Origin of the sequence: Microbispora bryophytorum (assembly GCF_043197435.1) — a bacterium.
Lineage (GTDB): Bacteria > Actinomycetota > Actinomycetes > Streptosporangiales > Streptosporangiaceae > Microbispora > Microbispora bryophytorum.
On sequence record NZ_JBICTF010000004.1, the window covers coordinates 750,843 to 769,006 of the forward strand.

The window sequence follows — 18,164 nt, forward strand, 5'->3', positions numbered from 1 at the left end:
GTGACCGTTTGAAAGGACACCACTCATGAAGATCGGCGTGCCCGCCGAGGTCAAGAACCACGAATACCGCGTCGCCGCCACCCCGGCCGGCGTCCACGAGCTCGTCCGCCACGGCCACGAGGTCGACGTCCAGCGCGGCGCCGGACTCGGCTCCCACATCACCGACGAGGAGTACCTCGCGGCCGGCGCCAAGCTGGTCGAGAGCGCCGACGAGGTGTGGGCCGAGTCCGAGATGATCCTCAAGGTCAAGGAGCCGATCGCGGAGGAGTACCACCGGCTCCGCGCGGACCAGATCCTGTTCACCTATCTCCATCTGGCCGCCTCGCGGCCCTGCACCGACGCGCTGCTCGCCGCCGGCACCACCGCCATCGCGTACGAGACCGTCCAGGTTGGCGGCAACCTGCCGCTGCTGGCCCCGATGTCGGAGGTCGCCGGGCGGCTGGCGCCCCAGGTCGGCGCGTACAACCTGATGCGCTTCAACGGCGGCCGCGGCGTGCTCCCCGGCGGGGTGCCCGGCGTGGCCCCCGCCAAGGTCGTCGTGATCGGCGGCGGCGTCTCCGGCCTGAACGCGGCGCAGATCGCCGTCGGCATGGGCGCCGAGGTGACGATCCTCGACGTCAACATCGACCGGCTGCGCTTCATCGACGCGATCTACCAGGGCCGGCTCAGGACGCTGGTCTCCACGTCGTACGCGATCGAGCGGGCCGTGCTCGAGGCCGACCTGGTCATCGGCGCCGTGCTCATCCCGGGAGCCAAGGCCCCGACGCTCGTCTCCAACGAGCTGGTCTCCCGCATGAAGCCGGGCTCCGTGCTCGTCGACATCGCGATCGACCAGGGCGGCTGCTTCGAGGACTCCCGCCCGACCACGCACGACCAGCCGACGTTCCGCGTGCACGAGTCGGTGTTCTACTGCGTGGCGAACATGCCGGGTTCGGTGGCCAACACCTCCACCTACGCCCTGACCAACGCGACCCTGCCCTACGCCGTGAAGCTCGCCGACAAGGGCTGGAAGGACGCGCTGCGCGGCGACGAGGCGCTCGGTCTGGGCCTCAACACCCACGCCGGCGTGCTCACCAACGAGCCGGTCGCGGCGGCGCACGACCTGCGGTACACGCCGGTCGCGGAGATCCTCGCCGCCTGACCGCATCCGCGGAGGATGTGGGGGATCAGCGCAGTCCGAGGCGTCTGCGCAGGTCCCTCGCGGTGCCGAGCACGTGCTCGACCTCGGCCGGGGTGGGCCATGGGGCCGTGCCCGGCCGCAGCAGCGTCGCGCGCACCAGGCCGAGGTGCTCGATCGCGGCGCGGTGCACCCCGCTCGCCCTGGCGAGCCACCCCACCGTGTCCGCCGCGCCCACCTGGTTGCCGGCGGGTAACGGCCCGCTGGGGACGTCAGCGCTCGACAGGCTGCCGGCGCCGAGATCCCCGGTGACCGGGTCGCCCGCCCCCAGACCTCCTGTGAACAGACCTCCTGTGAACAGATCTGCTGTGATCAGGTCTCCTGTGACCGGGTCGCCGGTGACCAGATCCCACGTGCCGAGGATCTCGACCAGGTCCGCGGGCTCCGCCGCCGGGTCGCCGCGTCTGCGCGCCGCCGCCACGGCGAGCTCCGCGCGCGCGGCCTGCCCGGGTTCCGCGGGCCGGCTCCAGTACGGCGCGGCCGGGTCGAGCAGGCATTCCTCGGTCTCGGGCGAGGCGCCCAGCAGGGGCAGCAGCGTCCGCAGCTCGACCATGGCGCCGTGGTGCCCGCGTTCGGCCGCCCGCCTGAACCAGTGGCGCCCGCCCTTCAGGTCGTTGTGCTCCGCGACGAGCAGCAGCCCGAACCGGAAGGCGGCCTCGGGGTCGTCGGCCGCGGCCCGCCCATACCAGTGAGCGGTCGCCGCCTTGTCGTCCATCCGGGCGCAGACGAGGCCGGCCATCCGCCGCGCGTCCGATCGCCCGGTCTCCGCCGCCCGTTCGAAGCAGACGCGCGCCGTGTGCAGGTCGCCCCGGCACAGCGCCATGTCACCGAGCCGGAAGGCCGCGCCCGGGTGGTCGGCGCGGGCGGCGAGCCGGTAGAAGGCCTCCGCGCCGTTCTCGTCGCGGGCCGCGTGCAGGAGCAGGGCCATGTGATAGGCGGCCTCCGCGTGGCCGCCGCGCGCCGCGTACTCCCACCAGTGCAGCGCCTCGGGCTCGTCGCCCGCGGCGTAGCCCAGAAAGCCCAGGTCGTGGGCCGAGCGCAGGTCGCCGTCCACGGCGGCCCTGAAGTGCCAGCGCCGGGCGGCGATCCCGTCGCCCTGGTCCTCGCACAGCAGGGCAAGCCGCCGGGCCGCGTGGCGGGAGCCGTCCTCGGCCGCCCGCTCGAACCACGTGCGCGCTCCGTCGGTGTCGCCACGCCGCTCCAGCAGCAGCGAGGCCAGGTTCGTCGCCGCGTCGGCGTCGCCGGTGGCCGCGGCCAGCTCGAACCAGCCGATGGCCTCCTCGGTCGTCCCATGCGTGCGGTGCCACAGCCCCAGGTTGTAGGCGCTGTCGACGTTGCCCGCCCGCGCCGCCCGTTCCCACCAGTGCCGGGCGCCCAGTCGGTCGTCGCGCTCCGCGCACAGCCGGCCCAGCCGGTGCGCCGCGTCGCGGTCGCCGTCGCGGGCCCTGTCGACCAGGTACGCCTCGGCCGGGTCCAGGGGTTCAGGGGTACGCGGGACCGGTATCCCGGGCCACGCGGTCGCCTCCGTCGCTCCCACTAGTGTCATGGGAGACAGGGTGACACGTAACCGAGTCGTCACGGAGGGTTATTGGTGAGACGTTGGTGTCAAGGGACGCGCTCGAACCTGACGAAGCCCACGTACATTCCCATCCCGCAGGCGTAGCGCAGCCGTCCCTCCGGATGGGCGGCGAGCCGCACCACGCGCTCGCCCGTAACGGGGAGCACGACGTCGCGGTCGTCGATGGCGAGCGTGCGCGTGCAGCCCCGGTTGCCGTCGGTCCTGAACGCGATTTCGACGGGCCGGCCGGCCGCGGCGACGACGATGCCGGGCCGGAAACCCTCCGCGGTCGCCCATATCGTGAGCCGCTGGACGCCGTCGGTCCCGGTGTGGGCGCGCCCCGCGGCGGCGGCGGGGGAGCCGAACTGCGGCGGCGAGAAGTCCGGCAGCCAGCCGCCGAGCCGCAGGCCTGAGCCGACGGTGAACAACCCGGCGGTCAGAGCCGCGATCCCCGCCAGGGCGGCCAGCCTGGTCGAGGCGAGCGTGCGCAGCAGCAGCCCCAGGGCGGCGAAGGCGGGCGCCGTGCCGAGGGCGAGCCCCGCGAGCGCGGCCGCGCCCCCGGACGCCGACCCCGAGGAGACGGCCACGACCTCCATGCCGACCGTGACACCGCAGGGCATGAAGATCGTGGCCGTGCCCAGCGCCGCCGCCCGCGCGAGAACCGGCCAACGGGCGCCGCCGCCCGGGGAGCCGGTGCCCAGGGCCGCACCACGCACCGGCGCGTGACCCTCGCGCCCGCCGTCCGGGCACTGGCATCCGTCCGGGCACTGGCATCCGCCCGGGTCGCCGCCGGCCGGGGCGGGACCCTTCCCCGCCGGCGCGCAGCTCGCCTCGCGGCGCCGGCGGAGCATCCGTACGGCGAGCACGACCACCGCGGCTCCGGCGGCGACGAGCAGCGCTGCGCGGGTGCGCGGGCCGACCTGGACGACCGCGCCCGCCAGTCCGAGCAGCGCCCCGAGGGCGGTGTGGGCGGCGAGCCTGCCGGTCAGGAACGCGGCCACCGGCGGGAGTCCGCGCGACGGGCCGTGCCGGTTGCCGGTGGGGGAGACCAGGCCGATGAGGAGACCTCCCTGGACCGCGGCGCACGACGCTGTGCCCGCGGCCAGGCCGGCGACGAGGCCCCCGGCGAACAGAGCGGCCGGGTTCACGGTCAGCCGGTGAGCGCGAGGTCGTCCAGCGCGCCGGTCTTCGCCGCCTCCACGAGCGAGCCGAGCCGGTCGAGGCTCATCTCCACCTTCTGCCCGAAGTCGTCGGTGATGACGACCTGACGCTCCGCCGGGGCGGACGCGTCCACGAACAGCTCTGGGCAGCCGCAGCCGCGGCTGCCACGGAATCGGGCGATGGACTTCACGCCAGTCCTCCTCCTGCGGGGCCTTCTGCTCGCAACGTAATGTGATCGCATGGAAGCGACCAGTAACAGTTTGCTGGCCGGTCGGAGAGAAGGCCGCGACTCCCGCCGAGCGATGGCGGCGCTCGGTTTCGCCGAGATCGAGATGAAGGAAAGTTGCAGAACCTTCACGAGCTTTGCAGATTATTGACCGACACTTGGATGGCCGCATAAGGTCCGGGCAAGATCCGCATCAGCACAACCCCCCGGAGCGGTCAATGAAACGTCTGACAGCGGTCGCGGCGTTGCTCAGCCTCGCGGCCGTCGCGGCATGCAGTGGCGGCGGCACGAACGGGAACTCCACCGGCGGCGGTGGCGGCGTCTACACCACGGTCGATCTCAACAAGCCGTCGCTCGACGTCAACGCGCCGATCAACCCGTGGAACCCCAAGGGCAACGCGTTCTGGGGCTACAACGCGATGAGGATCGCCTGGGCGAAGAACACCCTCACCGACCCGAACCAGTTCTATCCGGGCATCGCGGCGAGCTGGGACATCGCGCCCGACAACTCCTCCATCACCCTGCACCTGCAGCCGGGCAACAAGTGGTCCGACGGGCAGCCGGTCACCGCCGAGGACGTGAAGTTCTCCATCGCGCTGGCCTACACCCAGGGCAGCACCGCCTTCGCGGTCGATCCCGGCGCGGCCGGCGCCGCCTCGGACGTCGAAGTCGTCGACGACACGACCATCAAGATCACCCAGGACATGAAGAACCCCAGCGTCACGTTCGTGCGCGGAGTCATGGACGCCTTCGTGGTGCCCCAGCACGTGTGGCAGAGCGTCGTCCCCGCCGGCTTCTGGGACACGCTCAAGGCCGCCCGCGGCGACGGCCCGGAGGCGGAGGCGGCGCGCGGGCAGGTCAAGGCGCTCTCGGAGAAGGTGCTCGCGTTCGCCCCGGCCCAGGACGTGTCGGCGGGGCCGTTCGTCCTCAAGCGGATGAACCCCGGCGAGGCGCTGCTGGTGAAGAACACGAACTTCTACAACGCCGCCAACGTCGCGCCCGACCAGCTCAAACTGCTCAACACCACCGGGAACGAGCAGATCTGGAACTACCTGACCTCCGGCACGCTCGACAACGCGCCGTTCACCGCGGTGCCCGCCGACGTGATGACGCGTATCAAGGCGACGCCCGGCAACCAGGTCGTCAAGGGCTACTCTCCGGTGGCCGTCTCGCTGGCGTTCAACCAGGCGAACAAGCCGTACGACAACGTGCACGTGCGGCGCGGGCTCGCCTTCCTGATCAACCGCGAGGAGGTCACGCGGATCGCCTCTCCGGAGGGCGGCACGGCGGCCGTGACCACCTCGGGCATCCACCAGAAGGCCGCCACGGAATGGCTCGGCGCCGAACTCGGCGCGCTGGAGCCGTACGCGCTGGACCCGGCCACGGCGGACAAGGAGTTCACGGCGGCCGGTCTGCAGAAGAAGGACGGCAAGTGGACGCTGGCCGACGGCAAGCCGTGGAAGGTGACCATCCACATCCCGGCGCCGTTCTCCGACTGGGTCTCCGCGGCCAAGGCCATCACCAGCCAGCTCACCACGGCCGGTGTGGACGCCGAGGTGGTCACCACCGCCGACTATCCGCTCTATCTGTCGGAGCTCGCCGAGGGCAAGTACGACCTCGGCTTCTGGCTCATCGCGCTCGGCCCCGCGCCGTACAACATCTTCCAGCGCCTGTACGGCTCCTCCAACGGCTGGAACATCCTCGGCGGCAAGGTCAAGCACTCGGCTCCCGGCAAGGACGGCAACTGGATGGGCGGCCCCGAGACCATCGACGTCGACGGCGTCGGCGCGGTCAACCCCGGTGAGCTGACCGCCCGGCTCAACAGCGTCAGCGGCGACGAGCAGAAGGCCGTCATCGCCAAGCTCGCCAAGGCGGCCAACCAGGACCTGCCGGTGATCCAGCTCTGGGACTACGTGAACACCCAGTTCGTCAACACCAACCGCTTCACCGGCTTCCCCGAAGACGACAGCGACCTGCTGCGCCAGCCCTCCGGCGTCTGGATCCAGCTCGGCATGATCAAGAAGAAGCAGTAGTCCATGGCGGTTCTCCTCCGGCGGCTCGCGGGTCATGTGGCCCGCGGGTTCGTCATGATCCTTGTCGTCACGACGATCAGCTTCCTGATCATCAGAAGCGTCCCCGGTGACCCGCTCGCGGCGCGCTACCAGAAGCTCGTCGAGCAGGGCATGGCCCCCGACGCCGCCCAGCGCGCGGTCGAGGCGCTGTACGGCTTCACGCCGAAGGGCAGCCTCTGGGAGCAGTACGTCGACTACATGGGCGGGCTGGCCCACCTCGACCTCGGGCAGTCGCTGTCCGTGCCCGGCGCGGGCGTGTCCACCGTGCTGTTCTCGGCCGCCAAATGGACCGTGATCCCGGTGCTCGCCGGGACGCTGCTGAGTTTCCTCGCCGGCGTGGTCATGGGCGTCTACGCGGCGATCAGACGGACCGGCGTGCTGGGCGACCTCCTCGCGGTCTCCGGATCGCTGCTGCACGGCGTCCCGCAGTATGTGCTGGCGCTGCTGCTTGGGGCGATCTTCACCACGCTGGTTCCGATCCTCCCCGCCGGGGGGACGGCCGACATCATGATCGACCCCGGCTTCACCGCCGACTACGTCGGCTCGCTGGTCCAGCACGCCACCCTGCCCGTCGTCACGTACGCGCTGGCCGGCTACGGCGGGTGGATCCTCGCGATGAAGTCGAGCGTGGTCACCGTGCTCGGCGACGACTTCATCCTGGCCGCCGAACTGCGCGGGATGAAGCGGTCGATCATCTTCCGTTATGTGGCGCGCAACGCGATCCTGCCGCTGTTCACGATCCTGGCGCTCTCGCTGGGTCTGCTCTTCGGCGGCGCGATCTTCATCGAGCGCATCTTCAACTACCCGGGCCTGGGGCTGATGCTCATCGACAGCGTCAACAACCGCGACTACTCCCTGATGGGCGGGGCGTTCCTGCTCATCACGGCGGCGGTCGTCGTCGCGAACATCGCCGCCGACCTCCTCTACACGGTCATCGACCCCCGGGTGCGCAGCGGAGGGGAGGCGGCATGAGCTCGACCATTGTGCCGGAGGCGGAGGCGGGGGGCGCAGCCGCGGTCCGCCGCAACTTCTGGCGGGGCGTCTGGCGGGTCATGCGGCGCAAGCCGAGCCGGATGGCCGGCGCGGTCATCCTCGCGGTGTTCGCCTTCATGGGGATCTTCGGGCCGATGCTCTATCCCGACCCCCTGCCCCGCGACACGAGCGCGCTCTACGCCTCGCCGAGCCTGCGGCATCCGTTCGGCACCGACTTCGAAGGCACGGACGTGCTCGCCCTCGTCGTCACCGGCTCCCGGTACGTCCTGCTGACCGCAGTCGTGACGGCCGTGATCACGGTCGTGGTCGGCGCGGGCGTCGGACTATTCGCCGGGTTCCGGCGGGGCCGCTGGGACACCGTGCTCATGCGGTTCACCGACATGAAGCTCACCATCCCGGGGCTGCCGCTGCTGCTGGTGCTGTCGACGGTGTGGAAGTTCACCGGCGCCGTCGAGATGGGCCTGGTGCTCGGGCTGCTCGGCTGGGGCGGCGTGGCCCGGGCCGTCCGGTCGCAGACGCTGTCGCTGCGCGAGCGCGGCTTCATCGAGGCCGCCCGGGGGCTCGGCCTGTCCACGACGCACATCGTCGGCAGGGAACTGCTGCCCGGCATGGCTCCGTACATCGCGATGAACGCGCTCATCGCGGTGACCGGCGCGGTCTACGCGCAGGTGGGCCTGTTCTTCCTGGGCGTGCTGCCGTTCGAGTCGAACAACTGGGGCGTCATGCTCAACTTCGCCGTCTTCGGCGGGGGCGCGCTGACCACGACGGCCGCGCTGCCGTACCTGCTGGCGCCGCTGCTGGCGATCCTGCTGCTCACGCTCGGCATCGTGCTGGTCGTGGACGCCATGGACGAGATCTTCAACCCGCGGCTGCGTGAGGAGTGAGCATGGCTCCCGAGCAGGGTCCTCCCGGCGTGCGGATCCGCGGGCTGACCGTGGTCTACCGCACCGCGGCCGGCGAGTTGCCCGCGATCTCCGGCGTCGACCTCGACCTCGCGCCCGGCACGATCACCGGCGTCGTGGGCGAGTCGGGATCCGGCAAGTCCACGCTCGCGCTGTCGCTGCTCAACGCCGTCCAGCCGCCCGGCAGGATCGCGGCGGGCAGCGTCGAGATCGACGGACTCGGCGACGTCGTCGCGCTCGGCGGCGAGGGGCTGCGCCGGGCCCGGGGACGGCACGTCGGGTACGTCTTCCAGGCGGCGCAGAACTCCCTCAACCCGCTCAAGACGGTCGGCAAACAGGTGCTCGACCTGGGTCGCTCGCACGGCGTCGAGAACCCGCGCGGACTGCTGGCGGACGCCCGCGACCTGCTCGGTCGGATGGGCCTGGACGGGGCCCGGGTGCTCGACTCCTACCAGCACGAGCTGTCCGGCGGCATGCGCCAGCGGGTCGGCATCATGCTGGCCCTGGTGCTGAACGCCCGCCTCGTCGTGCTGGACGAGCCCACGACCGCCCTCGACATGATCACGCAGGCGACGATCCTGCGCATCGTCCGGGAGGTGCACGCCGAGCGCGGCCTCACCACGCTCGTCATCACCCACGACCTCGGGGTGGTCGCCGAGGTCGCCGACCGGCTCGCGGTCATGTACGGCGGCCGGGTGGCCGAGCAGGGTCCCACCCGCGAGGTGCTGGCCGGGCCGCGCCACCCGTACACGCGGGGGCTGCTGGGGGCCGTCCCGCGTCTCGTCGGCGACATCGGCGAGGCGCACGCCCTGCCGGGCCGTCCGCCGACGCTGGCCGACATCCCGGCCGACGGGTGCGTGTTCCGCGGGCGCTGCCCGCTGCGCATGGACGTGTGCGAGACCGGCCGGCCACCGGTGGTCGTCTCGGGCTCCCGGTCGGCGGCCTGCCACGCACTGCCGGACGACGACGGGCACGACGACGGGGACGGGCCGGTGGTGGCCGCCGCCACGGGGGAGGAGCAGGCATGATCAGCGGGACCGGCATCACGAAGACGTTCCGGCAGCGAGGCGGCGTGCTCGGCGCCCGGGAGGTGCCCGCGCTGCGCGGCGTGGACTTCGCCGTTCCGAAGGGCGGCGCCGTCTCGTTCATCGGCGAGTCGGGCTGCGGCAAGACCACACTCGGCCGGATCGTCGCCGGGCTGGAGACCTGCGACTCCGGGGAGATCGTCATCGACGACGTGGCGATGTCGTCGCTGAGCCACCGCAGGCGGCAGCCGTACTTCCGCCGGGTCCAGCTCATCCACCAGGACCCCTACTCCGCGCTGAACCCGACGCGCACGATCCACCAGGCGCTGGCCGCGCCGCTCGCGCTGCGGGCGAGGCAGACCGGCCGCCCGCGCTCGTGGGCGGACGGGCGGGCCCGGGAGCTGCTCGGGCTGGTCGGGCTCGACCCGGGCTACGTGCTGCCGCGCTATCCCCACCAGTTGTCGGGCGGCATGCGCCAGCGCGTGGTGATCGCCCGCGCGCTCACCGTCGACCCCGAGGTCCTGGTCGCCGACGAGGCCGTCTCCATGATCGACGTGTCGCTGCGCCTGGGCATCCTCGCGCTGCTGAAGGACCTGCGCGAGCGGCTCGGGGTGAGCGTGCTGTTCATCACCCACGACGTGGCGACCGCCCGTTACATCGGCACGGACGGCGAGCTGTACGTCATCTACCGCGGCCAGGTCGTCGAACGCGGCCCGGTCGAGACCGTCATCTCGGCTCCGGTGCATCCCTACACGCAGGCGCTGCTGTCGGCCATCCCGGTGCTGCACGGCCTGGAGTCGCCGGGCGACCAGCGGGTCGTGCCGGTGGAGGCGTCGGTGGGGGCGTCGGGGGAGCACTCGGACGGCTGCCTGTTCGCGCCGCGCTGCCCGTTCAGAACCGAGCGGTGTGAACGCGAGCGGCCCACGCTCGGCCGGGACGGCGGCATGCCGCAGGAGCACGCCTGCTTCCATCCCGAGCGCCGCAGCGTGGTCGCCGTGCCGGTGAGCCGCCGGTGAGGAGTCGCTTCGGACACGTACGGCGATCGGGGAGGCCGGAGTTGGAAACCGACGACAGGGACAAGATGACTGACCCACTGACGGGCCTGTCCACACAGCGGAGCGGTCTCGACGCAGAGCAGGGCGGCTTGGGCACGGAGCAGAGCGGCTTGGGCACGGAGCAGAGCGGCTTGGGCACGGAGCAGAGCGGTCTCGACGTAGAGCAGAGCGAGCTGGGCACAGAGCATGGCGAGCTCTATACGGAGCAGAGCGATCCGCGTTACCGCGAGATCGACCGGTTGCCGACCGAGGAGATCGCCCGCCTGATGAACGCGGCCGACGCCACGGTGCCCGGCGCGGTGGCCAGGGCCATTCCGGCCGTCTCGGCCGCCATCGACGCGATCGCCGGCCGCATGGGTCGGGGCGGGCGCCTGTTCTACGTGGGGGCGGGGACGTCCGGCAGGCTGGGCGTCCTCGACGCCTCGGAATGCCCGCCGACCTTCGGCACCGACCCCGAACTCGTGCAGGGTGTCATCGCGGGCGGCGAGGCCGCGCTGACCCGGTCGATCGAGGGCGCCGAGGACGACCACGACGGCGGGGCGGCGGCCGTCGCCGGCCGCGGCCTGGGCCCGCTCGACTCGCTCGTGGGGATCTCCGCCAGCGGTCGCGCGCCGTTCGTGCTCGGGGCTCTGGGTGAGGCCGCCCGGCGCGGTGCCCTGACCGTGAGCCTGTCCTGCAACCCGGGGTCGCCGCTGTCGGAGCGGGCCGAGCACCCGATCGAGGTGGTCGTCGGTCCCGAGGTGGTGGCCGGCTCGACCCGGCTCAAGGCGGGGACCGCCCAGAAGCTCGTGCTCAACATGATCTCGACGATCGCGATGATCCGGCTCGGCAGGACGTACGGGAACGCCATGATCGAGGTCTCGGCGGTGAACGAGAAGCTCGCGCGGAGGGCGACACGGATCGTCGGCGACATCACCGGCGCCGGGTCCGCCGCCGCGCGGGCCGCGCTGGAGACGGCGGACTGGAACGTCAAGGTGGCCGTGCTGATGATCGAGCGCGACCTCGGCCCGGACGGCGCCCGGGCGCTGCTGAAGGCCAACGGCGACCGGCTGGAGGCGGCCCGCCACACCGGAGGCGCCGCCTGAGGGTGGGTCAGGCCGAGCGGGCGCGGCGGTGGGCGTCGCCGAGGTAGTCGGCGAGCGCGTCGCGGGTCGCTCGTAAGGCGGCGTCGGAGGTGTCGAACGTGCGCTGCGCGACGCCGACGAAGACGCAGTCGACGATGAGCAGCTGGCTGATCCGGCTGGCCAGCGCGCCCGGCCGGAACGCCGTCTCGCGTCCGGCGGAGATCAGGACGTGGTCGGCGAGCCCGGCCAGCGACGAGCGCGGGTTGTTCGTGATGGCCACGACCGTCGCGCCGGCCTTGCGGGCGATCCGCGCCGGGCCGAGCACGTCGGGCGTCTCGCCGGTGCAGCTCACCCCGACGGCCACGTCTGCTTCGCGGAGCAGCGCGGCGCTGGTGAGCGCGAGGTGCGCGTCGGTGTAGGAGTGGCCGGGCAGCCCGATCCGCATCAGCTTCTGCGCCATGTCGGCCGCGACGAGGCCGGAGGCGCCCACGCCGTACACGTCCACGCGGCGCGCGCCGGCGACGGCGTCCACCACCGCGCCGAGCCGGTCGGGGTTGAGCTGGGCCGCCGTGTCGGCGAGCGCCTGCGACTCGGCCCGGGTGACCTTGGCGATCACGTCGGTCAGGGGGTCGTCCGGGGCGAGGTCGCCGGGCACGAGCCGCTCGGGGGTGTCCCTGGCAACGGCCGCCGCCAGGGCGAACCGCAGCTGGGAGTAGCCGGCGAAGCCCAGGGCCCGCGCGGTCCGCACGATCGTCGCCTCGCTGATCCCCGAGACCGCGCTGACCTCCGTGATGGTGCTGCGGGCCACCATGGCGGGGTCGTCGAGGATGAGGCGCGCGATGGTCTGGGCGGCGGGGGTGAGCGAGGGCAGCACCGCACGCACCGTCGCGATCGGGTTGACCGGTGCGGCGCCCTCGTTCTCGTTCATCACCTGCAGCCTCTCCTGTCGCGCGATCAGCTTAGATCCATGCGCCCACCGGTGCGGGACAACGGGACCAGAAGTCCACATGTCGAGACATGTACGGCGTGACCTGGACGCCCGCCGCTGTCTCTCATGAGGAGCTCTTGGGGCAGATTACACGTCGATGACACTTTCTTTTATCCGCATTGATCTGAAAGTAAGTTTCTGTCAGTCTCGTGATCGCCGCATCCCCGGCCTTCGGAGGTCCGATTGAGCTCTCCCTCCCGGCGTGCCGTGCTGCGCGGCCTGGCCCTCGCCGCCGCGGCGTCGGCCGTCCCGCTGCCGGCCCTCGCCGCATCCCCCGCTTCCGCCCTCTCCGCCTCTCCCGCCGGGTACGTCCCGCCGCTGCGCCAGATGCGCGGCATGTGGATCGCCTCGGTCGTCAACATCAACTGGCCGTCCAGGACCGGACTGACGCCCGAGCAGCAGCAGGCCGAGTTCACGGCCTGGCTCGACCTCGCCGTGGCGCGCCGGCTCAACTCCGTGTTCGTGCAGATCAGGCCGACCGCCGACGCCTTCTGGCCGTCGCCGTACGAGCCGTGGTCGCAGTATCTGACCGGAGTGCAGGGGCAGGACCCGGGCTACGACCCGCTGGGCTTCGCCGTCGAGGCGGCCCACCGGAGGGGCCTGGCGTTCCACGCCTGGTTCAACCCCTACCGCGTGTCCATGCAGGCGGACCCGGCCAAGCTGCACCCCGGCCACCCCGGCCGGCGGCATCCCGAGTGGATCGTCCCGTACGGCGGCAAGCTCTACTACAACCCCGGCATCCCCGAGGTCCGGGCGTTCGTGCAGGACGCGATGATGGACGCCGTCACCCGCTACGACATCGACGGCGTGCACTTCGACGACTACTTCTACCCGGTCAACACGACGGCGTTCGACGACAGCGCGGCCTACGCGGCGTACGGCGCGGGCTTCCCCGACCTGGCCGCCTGGCGGCGCGGCAACGTCGACCTGCTGGTCCGGGAGATGCAGCAGCGCGTACGGCAGGCCAAGCCCGAGGTGATCTGGGGCATCGGCCCGTCGGGCATCTGGCGCAACAAGGCGACCGACCCCCTCGGCTCCGACACCAGCGGCGGTCAGTCGTACGACAACCTGCACGCCGACACCCGCGGCTGGGTGAAGAAGGGCTGGCTCGACTACATCGCGCCGCAGCTCTACTGGTACATCGGCCAGTCGAACGCCGACTACGCCAAGCTCGTCCCCTGGTGGTCGGGCGTGACCGCCGGCACCGGGGTGCAGCTGTGGATCGGCCAGGCGGCGTACAAGGCGGGGACGGCCGGGCAGCCCGACGAGTGGTTCCAGCCGGACGAGCTGTCCCGGCACCTCACGCTCAACCGCGACCATCCAGAGGTCGGCGGGGACATCTGGTACAACGCGGCCGACGTCCGCGACGACCGGCTCGGGTCGATCGGCGCGGTCGTGAGCGGGCACTACACGCGTCCGGCGCTCGCGCCGCTGCTGCCCAGGCTCGCGGGCGGCGAGCCGCCGCGCCGTCCCGTGCTCGCCTCGGCCCGCCGCGTGAGCGGGGGTGTGGAGCTGCAGGTCGAGGCCACGGGGCCACGCGCCCCGTTCCAGTTCGCCGTCTTCCGGTTCGACCGGCCCGCCCGCCGGCAGGACTTCGCCGACGCGGCGCACCTGGTCGCGGTCGTCCCGGCGGCCGGGCACGTCCGCTGGGTGGACCCGGACGGCGCGCCCGGCCACCGCTACCACGTCACGGCCGTGGACCGGGCGTCCCGGCAGAGCGAGCCGAGCCGCGAACGCGGGGTGCACTGAGCGGGGTGCACTGAGCGGGGTGCGTTGAGCGGGGTGCACTCAGCGGGACGCGTTGAGCAGGGCCCACGGGCCGTCAGACGGTGTAGCAATCTCAGGCGGTGCGGGCGTCGTACGTCGCGCGGTGGGCGAGCACGTCGTCCATGTGCACCTGGGCCCAGGTCTTGAGGCCGCGCATCATCTGCCGCAGAGAGAGACCGAGGTCGGTCAGCTCGTAGGTGACCGTGACGGGCACGGTCGGCGTCGCGGTGCGGGCGACCAGGCCGTCACGTTCCAGGGAGCGCAGCGTCTGGGTGAGCATCTTCTGACTGACGCCGGCGAGCAGCCGGGACAGTTCCGAGTAGCGCATCGGCCGGGGCTCACCGTCGCGGTCTCCGCCCAGCGCGGCCAGGATCAGCGTGACCCATTTGTTGGAGATCCGGTCGAGCAGCTGGCGGCTGGGACACGCCGCCAGGAAAGCGTCATATTCCATCTTGGCCTGCTCCCTCTTCTGGGCCGCCGTCATCGTCGCCATCGACCGCTCCTCTGACCCGGGGGTGCCTTACGCACTCTGAAGTGCGTACTTCCCGTCAGGATGTTACCCCTCCAAAATGCAGCAAGGGGGCCGTGAGGCACCACCATTCAGCTCACGACGAAAGACAGAGGCATGAGCACGCTCTCCATTTCGCTTCCCGGCGGCATCTGGACCCTGGGCGACCTGACCGTCACCCGGTTCGGCTACGGCGCCATGCAGCTCGCCGGCCCCGGGGTCATGGGGCCGCCCGCCGACCACGACGGCGCACTGGCCGTCCTGCGCGAGGCCGTCGACCTCGGCATCACCCACATCGACACCGCCGACGCCTACGGGCCGCGGGTCACCAGCCAGCTGATCCGCGAAGCGCTGCACCCGTACGCCGACTCGCTGCACATCGTGACAAAGGTCGGCGCGACCCGCGACGAGCAGGGAGGCTGGCCCCCGGCCCGCCGGCCCGAAGACCTGCGCCGCGCCGTCCACGAGAACCTGGAGAACCTCGGCCTCGAGACGCTGGACGTGGTCAACCTCCGGCTCGGCGACGCCCAGGGCCCCCGGCCCGGGTCGCTGGCCGAAGCGTTCGAGACGCTCGTCGACCTCCAGCGGCAGGGCCTGATCCGCCACCTCGGCGTCAGCAACGCGACGGCGGAGCAGGTCGCCGAGGCACGCTCGATCGCGCCGATCGTGTGCGTGCAGAACATGTACAACCTCGCCCACCGCCACGACGACGAGCTGATCGACGAGCTCGCCGAGCAGGGCATCGCCTACGTGCCCTTCTTCCCGCTCGGCGGCTTCAGCCCGCTGCAGTCCTCCGCGCTGTCGGCCGTCGCCGCCCGGCTGCACGCGACGCCGATGTCCGTCGCCCTGGCCTGGTTGCTGCGGCGGTCGCCGAACATCCTGCTGATCCCCGGCACCTCGTCGGTGGCGCACCTGCGCGAGAACGTCGCCGGCGCGGGGCTCTCGCTCTCCGACGAGGACCTCGCCGAGCTGGACAAGATCGGCCGCTGAGCGCCGGTCCCGCCGGTCCGCACGGTCAGGCGGTGCGGGCCGGGAGCGTACGCGGCGTCAGTGGACGGGGGTGAGGCAGGCGTTGAGCGCCTTCCACGCCTGCCATGCCCGCGTCGCCCCGAACTGCGCGTTGAAGCGCAGCACGGCCCGCACGTCCTCGGGTGACGCGCCGGCCCCGAGGGCGCGGCCCACGTGGATGCGGAACGTCTCGTCCAGCGTCTGGTAGTGCACGTCGACGCTCATCGTCGTGAACGCCCGCTCGCGGACGCTCAACGTGCCCGGACCCTGGACGCCCCGCATCCGCGACTGCAGGTCGAAGTACTCCAGGAAGTAGGGGTCGAGCTCGGTCAGTTCGGCCCGGACCGGCTCGGGCAGCGGGGTCGGCGCCGCACCGGGACCGGTCTCCAGCAGCTCCCGGGGCAGGGGCTCGGCGTCCGGGCGGGACAGCCCGGCCGCGGCCTCTATCTCGGTGAGCCGCTCCAGCGCGGCCAGCGCCGCGGGATACCCGCTGTCGTAGGAGATGAGGCGCAGCAGCGCCCGCATGTCCGCGGTGGAGACGCCGAGCCGCAGGCCCGCGCGAACGTGCCTTTCGAACGGGAGACCGAGGGACGGCTGGCAGACGTCCGCCACCAGGGCCAGGAACACCTTCTCGCGGTCGGTCAGCTCGGGCACCGCCCAGCAGTGACCGGCACTGGCGGCCGCCATCTGGGCGAACACCGGGTCCATCTCGTTGATCGCGTCGAAGTCCGTCGAAGCGTGGACGGTCACAAGAATCGCTCCTTTGGTGAACGGCTGTAGCGCTACGACTGTAGCCCGATGGTCGGCCTCATACAATAGGCCGGTCATGGAAGCCACTCCAACTCCGACAACTGGGCCCCCGACGCCCGCCGCCCGCCGCCGTCCGAACGCGCGGGGGCAGGGCGAGCGGCTGCGCGAGGAGATCGTCGCGGCGGCGATGCGCATGCTCGACGACCTCGCCGACGACGAGGCGCTGTCGCTGCGGGCCGTGGCGCGCGAGGTGTCCATCGCGGCCACCTCGGTCTACCTGCACTTTCCCGACCGTGACGCGCTTGTGCTCGCGGTGCTGGGGCGCTGCCACGAGGAGCTGGTGCGGACCGGTGACGAGGCGGACGCCGCGCAGGAGGACCCCGCCGCGCGGTTGCGGGCGCGCATCCTCGCGCAGGTCGCCTGGGCGCACGAGCATCCGGGCCTCTACAAGGTGCTGCACGAGAGCGCGGTCCACCGCCGGCTCGGCATGCCGTTCAAAGAGGTGCTGTTCGTCAGGACCGCGGAGGCGGTCGAGCGCTGCATGGACGCGGGGGTCGCTCCGCGCGACGACGCGGCGACGGTCGCGATCGACCTGCGCACGGCGGTGAACGGCATGCTGTCGCAGCGGATCAACGAGCCCGACCTGCCCTGGCCGCCGGCGGAGGAGCAGATCGACCGTTTCCTCACCAAGCTCGTCGGCCTCCCGCCGAGAGCCGGCTGAAGAACCCTTGCGAGGCAGGCGTGCGCGTACTCGGGCTGATGTCGGGGACCTCCCACGACGGGATCGACTGCGCGCTCGTCCACTGGTCGCGGGACGGCGACCTGCTCACCGGTGTCGTGGAGCACACCGGCACGGTGCCCTACCCGCCTGACCTGCGGGCCGCGATCGTCGCCGCGCTGCCGCCGAACCGCACGGACATGGGCGCGGTCTGCCGCCTCGACACGCTCGTGGGCCGGGCGTTCGCCGAGGCGGCGGCGACCTGCCCCGCCGCCGACCTCGTCTGCTCGCACGGGCAGACGATGTACCACTGGGTGGAGGACGGCCGCGTGCGCGGGACGCTGCAGCTCGGGCAGCCCGCCTGGATCGCCGAACGGCTCGGCGTGCCGGTCGTGTCGGACCTGCGGGTGCGCGACGTGGCCGCAGGCGGGCAGGGCGCGCCGCTCGTGTCCGCCTTCGACCTGCCGTTGCTGTCCGGGCTGCCCGCCTCGGCGGGCCGGACTGGCGCGCTGAACCTCGGCGGCATCGCCAACCTCACCGTGTGCGAGCCCCCGCTCGCCTACGACACCGGCCCGGCCTCGGCGCTGACGGACGCGGCCGTACGCGCCGCCACCGGCATGCCGTACGACGAGGACGGCAGGCTGGCCGCGGCGGGGAAGGTGCACGAGGGCCTGCTGACCGAGCTGCTCGCCGAGCCCTACTATCACCGGCCGCCGCCCAAGACGACGGGCAAGGAGTTGTTCCACGCGGGCTATCTGGACCGGGTCGCCGGGCCGTACGCGCTGGGCCTGCCGGACCTGGTGGCGACGCTCACGGCGCTCACCGCCGAGACGGTCGCGGCGCGGATCCGGCGGCACGGGCTCGGCACGGTCGTCGTCTCCGGTGGCGGCGTGCGCAACCCGGCCCTGATGAGCGCGCTGCGGGAGCGGGCCCGAGGCGTACGGCTGACGCCGAGCGACGACCTCGGCGTGCCCTCGGACGCGAAGGAGGCCGTCGCGTTCTCCTACCTCGGCTGGCTGACCGCGCACGGCCTGCCCGGCACGGTGCCCGCCTGCACCGGCGCGGCCGGATCGCGGGTGCTCGGCGCCGTCACCCCGGGCCGCGGGCCGCTGCGGCTCCCGGAACCGCTGGACCTGCCGCCCCGCCGCCTCCAGATGAGCGCCGTCGCGCCCGGCACCGGGTGAGGCACTGG

At 72.3% G+C, this 18,164-nt stretch carries 18 protein-coding genes; 12 read left to right on the forward strand and 6 right to left on the reverse strand.

The features are described from left to right. Positions 1-25 precede the first annotated feature (25 nt). Complete coding sequence (ald, locus tag ACGFIB_RS16950) at positions 26-1,141, forward strand: alanine dehydrogenase (protein ID WP_393372605.1); 1,116 nt, start codon at positions 26-28, stop codon at positions 1,139-1,141. A 25-nt stretch (positions 1,142-1,166) separates the two neighbouring features. On the opposite strand, the gene ACGFIB_RS16955 is transcribed toward ald, so the two are convergent. From ACGFIB_RS16955 to ACGFIB_RS16965, 3 genes are read right to left on the reverse strand one after another with little or no spacing between them, the layout of a single operon-like run. Further along, on the reverse strand, positions 1,167-2,723 hold the full coding sequence (locus ACGFIB_RS16955) for a tetratricopeptide repeat protein (RefSeq protein ID WP_142569724.1): 1,557 nt from the start codon (positions 2,721-2,723) through the stop codon (positions 1,167-1,169). A 59-nt stretch (positions 2,724-2,782) separates the two neighbouring features. Further along, the gene (locus ACGFIB_RS16960; RefSeq protein WP_357250869.1) at positions 2,783-3,883 is read right to left on the reverse strand and encodes an urease accessory protein UreH domain-containing protein; all 1,101 of its coding nucleotides are present in this window, start codon (positions 3,881-3,883) and stop codon (positions 2,783-2,785) included. A gap of 2 nt (positions 3,884-3,885) precedes the next feature. Further along, complete coding sequence (locus ACGFIB_RS16965) at positions 3,886-4,086, reverse strand: hypothetical protein (protein ID WP_357250866.1); 201 nt, start codon at positions 4,084-4,086, stop codon at positions 3,886-3,888. Between the two features lie 49 nt (positions 4,087-4,135). On the opposite strand from ACGFIB_RS16965, the gene ACGFIB_RS16970 reads away from it, so the two are divergent. From ACGFIB_RS16970 to murQ, 7 genes are all read left to right on the forward strand, one after another. After that, the gene (locus ACGFIB_RS16970; RefSeq protein WP_357024604.1) at positions 4,136-4,273 is read left to right on the forward strand and encodes a hypothetical protein; all 138 of its coding nucleotides are present in this window, start codon (positions 4,136-4,138) and stop codon (positions 4,271-4,273) included. 67 nt (positions 4,274-4,340) lie between these two features. After that, positions 4,341-6,155 carry an ABC transporter substrate-binding protein gene (locus ACGFIB_RS16975; RefSeq protein ID WP_393372611.1) on the forward strand — a complete coding sequence of 605 codons (1,815 nt, stop codon included), beginning with the start codon at positions 4,341-4,343 and terminating at the stop codon, positions 6,153-6,155. A gap of 3 nt (positions 6,156-6,158) precedes the next feature. Next, positions 6,159-7,166: an ABC transporter permease gene (locus tag ACGFIB_RS16980; RefSeq protein ID WP_357024598.1), complete on the forward strand. Its 1,008-nt coding sequence runs from the start codon at positions 6,159-6,161 to the stop codon at positions 7,164-7,166. Next, on the forward strand, positions 7,163-8,071 hold the full coding sequence (locus ACGFIB_RS16985) for an ABC transporter permease (protein ID WP_357250858.1): 909 nt from the start codon (positions 7,163-7,165) through the stop codon (positions 8,069-8,071). Before ACGFIB_RS16980 ends, ACGFIB_RS16985 begins: the two co-directional genes overlap by 4 nt. Before the next feature lie 2 nt (positions 8,072-8,073). Continuing rightward, positions 8,074-9,117, forward strand: coding sequence for an ABC transporter ATP-binding protein (locus tag ACGFIB_RS16990; RefSeq protein ID WP_393372616.1), 1,044 nt, complete (start codon positions 8,074-8,076; stop codon positions 9,115-9,117). Further along, complete coding sequence (locus ACGFIB_RS16995) at positions 9,114-10,130, forward strand: ABC transporter ATP-binding protein (RefSeq protein WP_357265661.1); 1,017 nt, start codon at positions 9,114-9,116, stop codon at positions 10,128-10,130. Before ACGFIB_RS16990 ends, ACGFIB_RS16995 begins: the two co-directional genes overlap by 4 nt. Positions 10,131-10,195: 65 nt before the next feature. Next, on the forward strand, positions 10,196-11,254 hold the full coding sequence (gene murQ, locus ACGFIB_RS17000) for an N-acetylmuramic acid 6-phosphate etherase (RefSeq protein ID WP_393372621.1): 1,059 nt from the start codon (positions 10,196-10,198) through the stop codon (positions 11,252-11,254). A gap of 7 nt (positions 11,255-11,261) precedes the next feature. Here murQ and ACGFIB_RS17005 read toward each other — a convergent pair whose 3' ends face one another. Then, positions 11,262-12,161, reverse strand: coding sequence for a MurR/RpiR family transcriptional regulator (locus tag ACGFIB_RS17005; RefSeq protein WP_142569742.1), 900 nt, complete (start codon positions 12,159-12,161; stop codon positions 11,262-11,264). Between the two features lie 243 nt (positions 12,162-12,404). Between ACGFIB_RS17005 and ACGFIB_RS17010 the strand changes: the two genes are divergently transcribed. Continuing rightward, positions 12,405-13,970, forward strand: a complete 1,566-nt coding sequence (locus ACGFIB_RS17010; protein WP_393372624.1) for a glycoside hydrolase family 10 protein — start codon at positions 12,405-12,407, stop codon at positions 13,968-13,970. Positions 13,971-14,061: 91 nt separating this feature from the next. Here the strand turns inward: ACGFIB_RS17010 and ACGFIB_RS17015 are convergent, their stop codons facing one another. Continuing rightward, positions 14,062-14,481: a winged helix-turn-helix transcriptional regulator gene (locus ACGFIB_RS17015; RefSeq protein WP_393372627.1), complete on the reverse strand. Its 420-nt coding sequence runs from the start codon at positions 14,479-14,481 to the stop codon at positions 14,062-14,064. A gap of 132 nt (positions 14,482-14,613) precedes the next feature. Between ACGFIB_RS17015 and ACGFIB_RS17020 the strand changes: the two genes are divergently transcribed. Then, positions 14,614-15,486, forward strand: coding sequence for an aldo/keto reductase family oxidoreductase (locus ACGFIB_RS17020; protein WP_393372630.1), 873 nt, complete (start codon positions 14,614-14,616; stop codon positions 15,484-15,486). A gap of 57 nt (positions 15,487-15,543) precedes the next feature. Here the strand turns inward: ACGFIB_RS17020 and ACGFIB_RS17025 are convergent, their stop codons facing one another. After that, positions 15,544-16,254: a carboxymuconolactone decarboxylase family protein gene (locus ACGFIB_RS17025; RefSeq protein WP_393372633.1), complete on the reverse strand. Its 711-nt coding sequence runs from the start codon at positions 16,252-16,254 to the stop codon at positions 15,544-15,546. Positions 16,255-16,330: 76 nt separating this feature from the next. On the opposite strand from ACGFIB_RS17025, the gene ACGFIB_RS17030 reads away from it, so the two are divergent. Beyond that, positions 16,331-16,975 carry a TetR/AcrR family transcriptional regulator gene (locus ACGFIB_RS17030; protein WP_357265649.1) on the forward strand — a complete coding sequence of 215 codons (645 nt, stop codon included), beginning with the start codon at positions 16,331-16,333 and terminating at the stop codon, positions 16,973-16,975. A 20-nt stretch (positions 16,976-16,995) separates the two neighbouring features. Beyond that, positions 16,996-18,156, forward strand: a complete 1,161-nt coding sequence (locus tag ACGFIB_RS17035; RefSeq protein ID WP_393372635.1) for an anhydro-N-acetylmuramic acid kinase — start codon at positions 16,996-16,998, stop codon at positions 18,154-18,156. Positions 18,157-18,164 lie beyond the last annotated feature (8 nt).

Bases quoted from the DNA above. Each gene is read 5' to 3' on its own strand.
- ald (WP_393372605.1), top strand. From the start codon at position 26: ATGAAGATCGGCGTGCCCGCCGAGGTCAAGAACCACGAATACCGCGTC.
- ACGFIB_RS16955 (WP_142569724.1), bottom strand. From the start codon at position 2,723: ATGACACTAGTGGGAGCGACGGAGGCGACCGCGTGGCCCGGGATACCG.
- ACGFIB_RS16970 (WP_357024604.1), top strand. From the start codon at position 4,136: ATGGAAGCGACCAGTAACAGTTTGCTGGCCGGTCGGAGAGAAGGCCGC.
- ACGFIB_RS16975 (WP_393372611.1), top strand. From the start codon at position 4,341: ATGAAACGTCTGACAGCGGTCGCGGCGTTGCTCAGCCTCGCGGCCGTC.
- ACGFIB_RS16980 (WP_357024598.1), top strand. From the start codon at position 6,159: ATGGCGGTTCTCCTCCGGCGGCTCGCGGGTCATGTGGCCCGCGGGTTC.
- ACGFIB_RS16985 (WP_357250858.1), top strand. From the start codon at position 7,163: ATGAGCTCGACCATTGTGCCGGAGGCGGAGGCGGGGGGCGCAGCCGCG.
- ACGFIB_RS16990 (WP_393372616.1), top strand. From the start codon at position 8,074: ATGGCTCCCGAGCAGGGTCCTCCCGGCGTGCGGATCCGCGGGCTGACC.
- ACGFIB_RS16995 (WP_357265661.1), top strand. From the start codon at position 9,114: ATGATCAGCGGGACCGGCATCACGAAGACGTTCCGGCAGCGAGGCGGC.
- murQ (WP_393372621.1), top strand. From the start codon at position 10,196: ATGACTGACCCACTGACGGGCCTGTCCACACAGCGGAGCGGTCTCGAC.
- ACGFIB_RS17005 (WP_142569742.1), bottom strand. From the start codon at position 12,161: ATGAACGAGAACGAGGGCGCCGCACCGGTCAACCCGATCGCGACGGTG.
- ACGFIB_RS17015 (WP_393372627.1), bottom strand. From the start codon at position 14,481: ATGGCGACGATGACGGCGGCCCAGAAGAGGGAGCAGGCCAAGATGGAA.
- ACGFIB_RS17020 (WP_393372630.1), top strand. From the start codon at position 14,614: ATGAGCACGCTCTCCATTTCGCTTCCCGGCGGCATCTGGACCCTGGGC.
- ACGFIB_RS17030 (WP_357265649.1), top strand. From the start codon at position 16,331: ATGGAAGCCACTCCAACTCCGACAACTGGGCCCCCGACGCCCGCCGCC.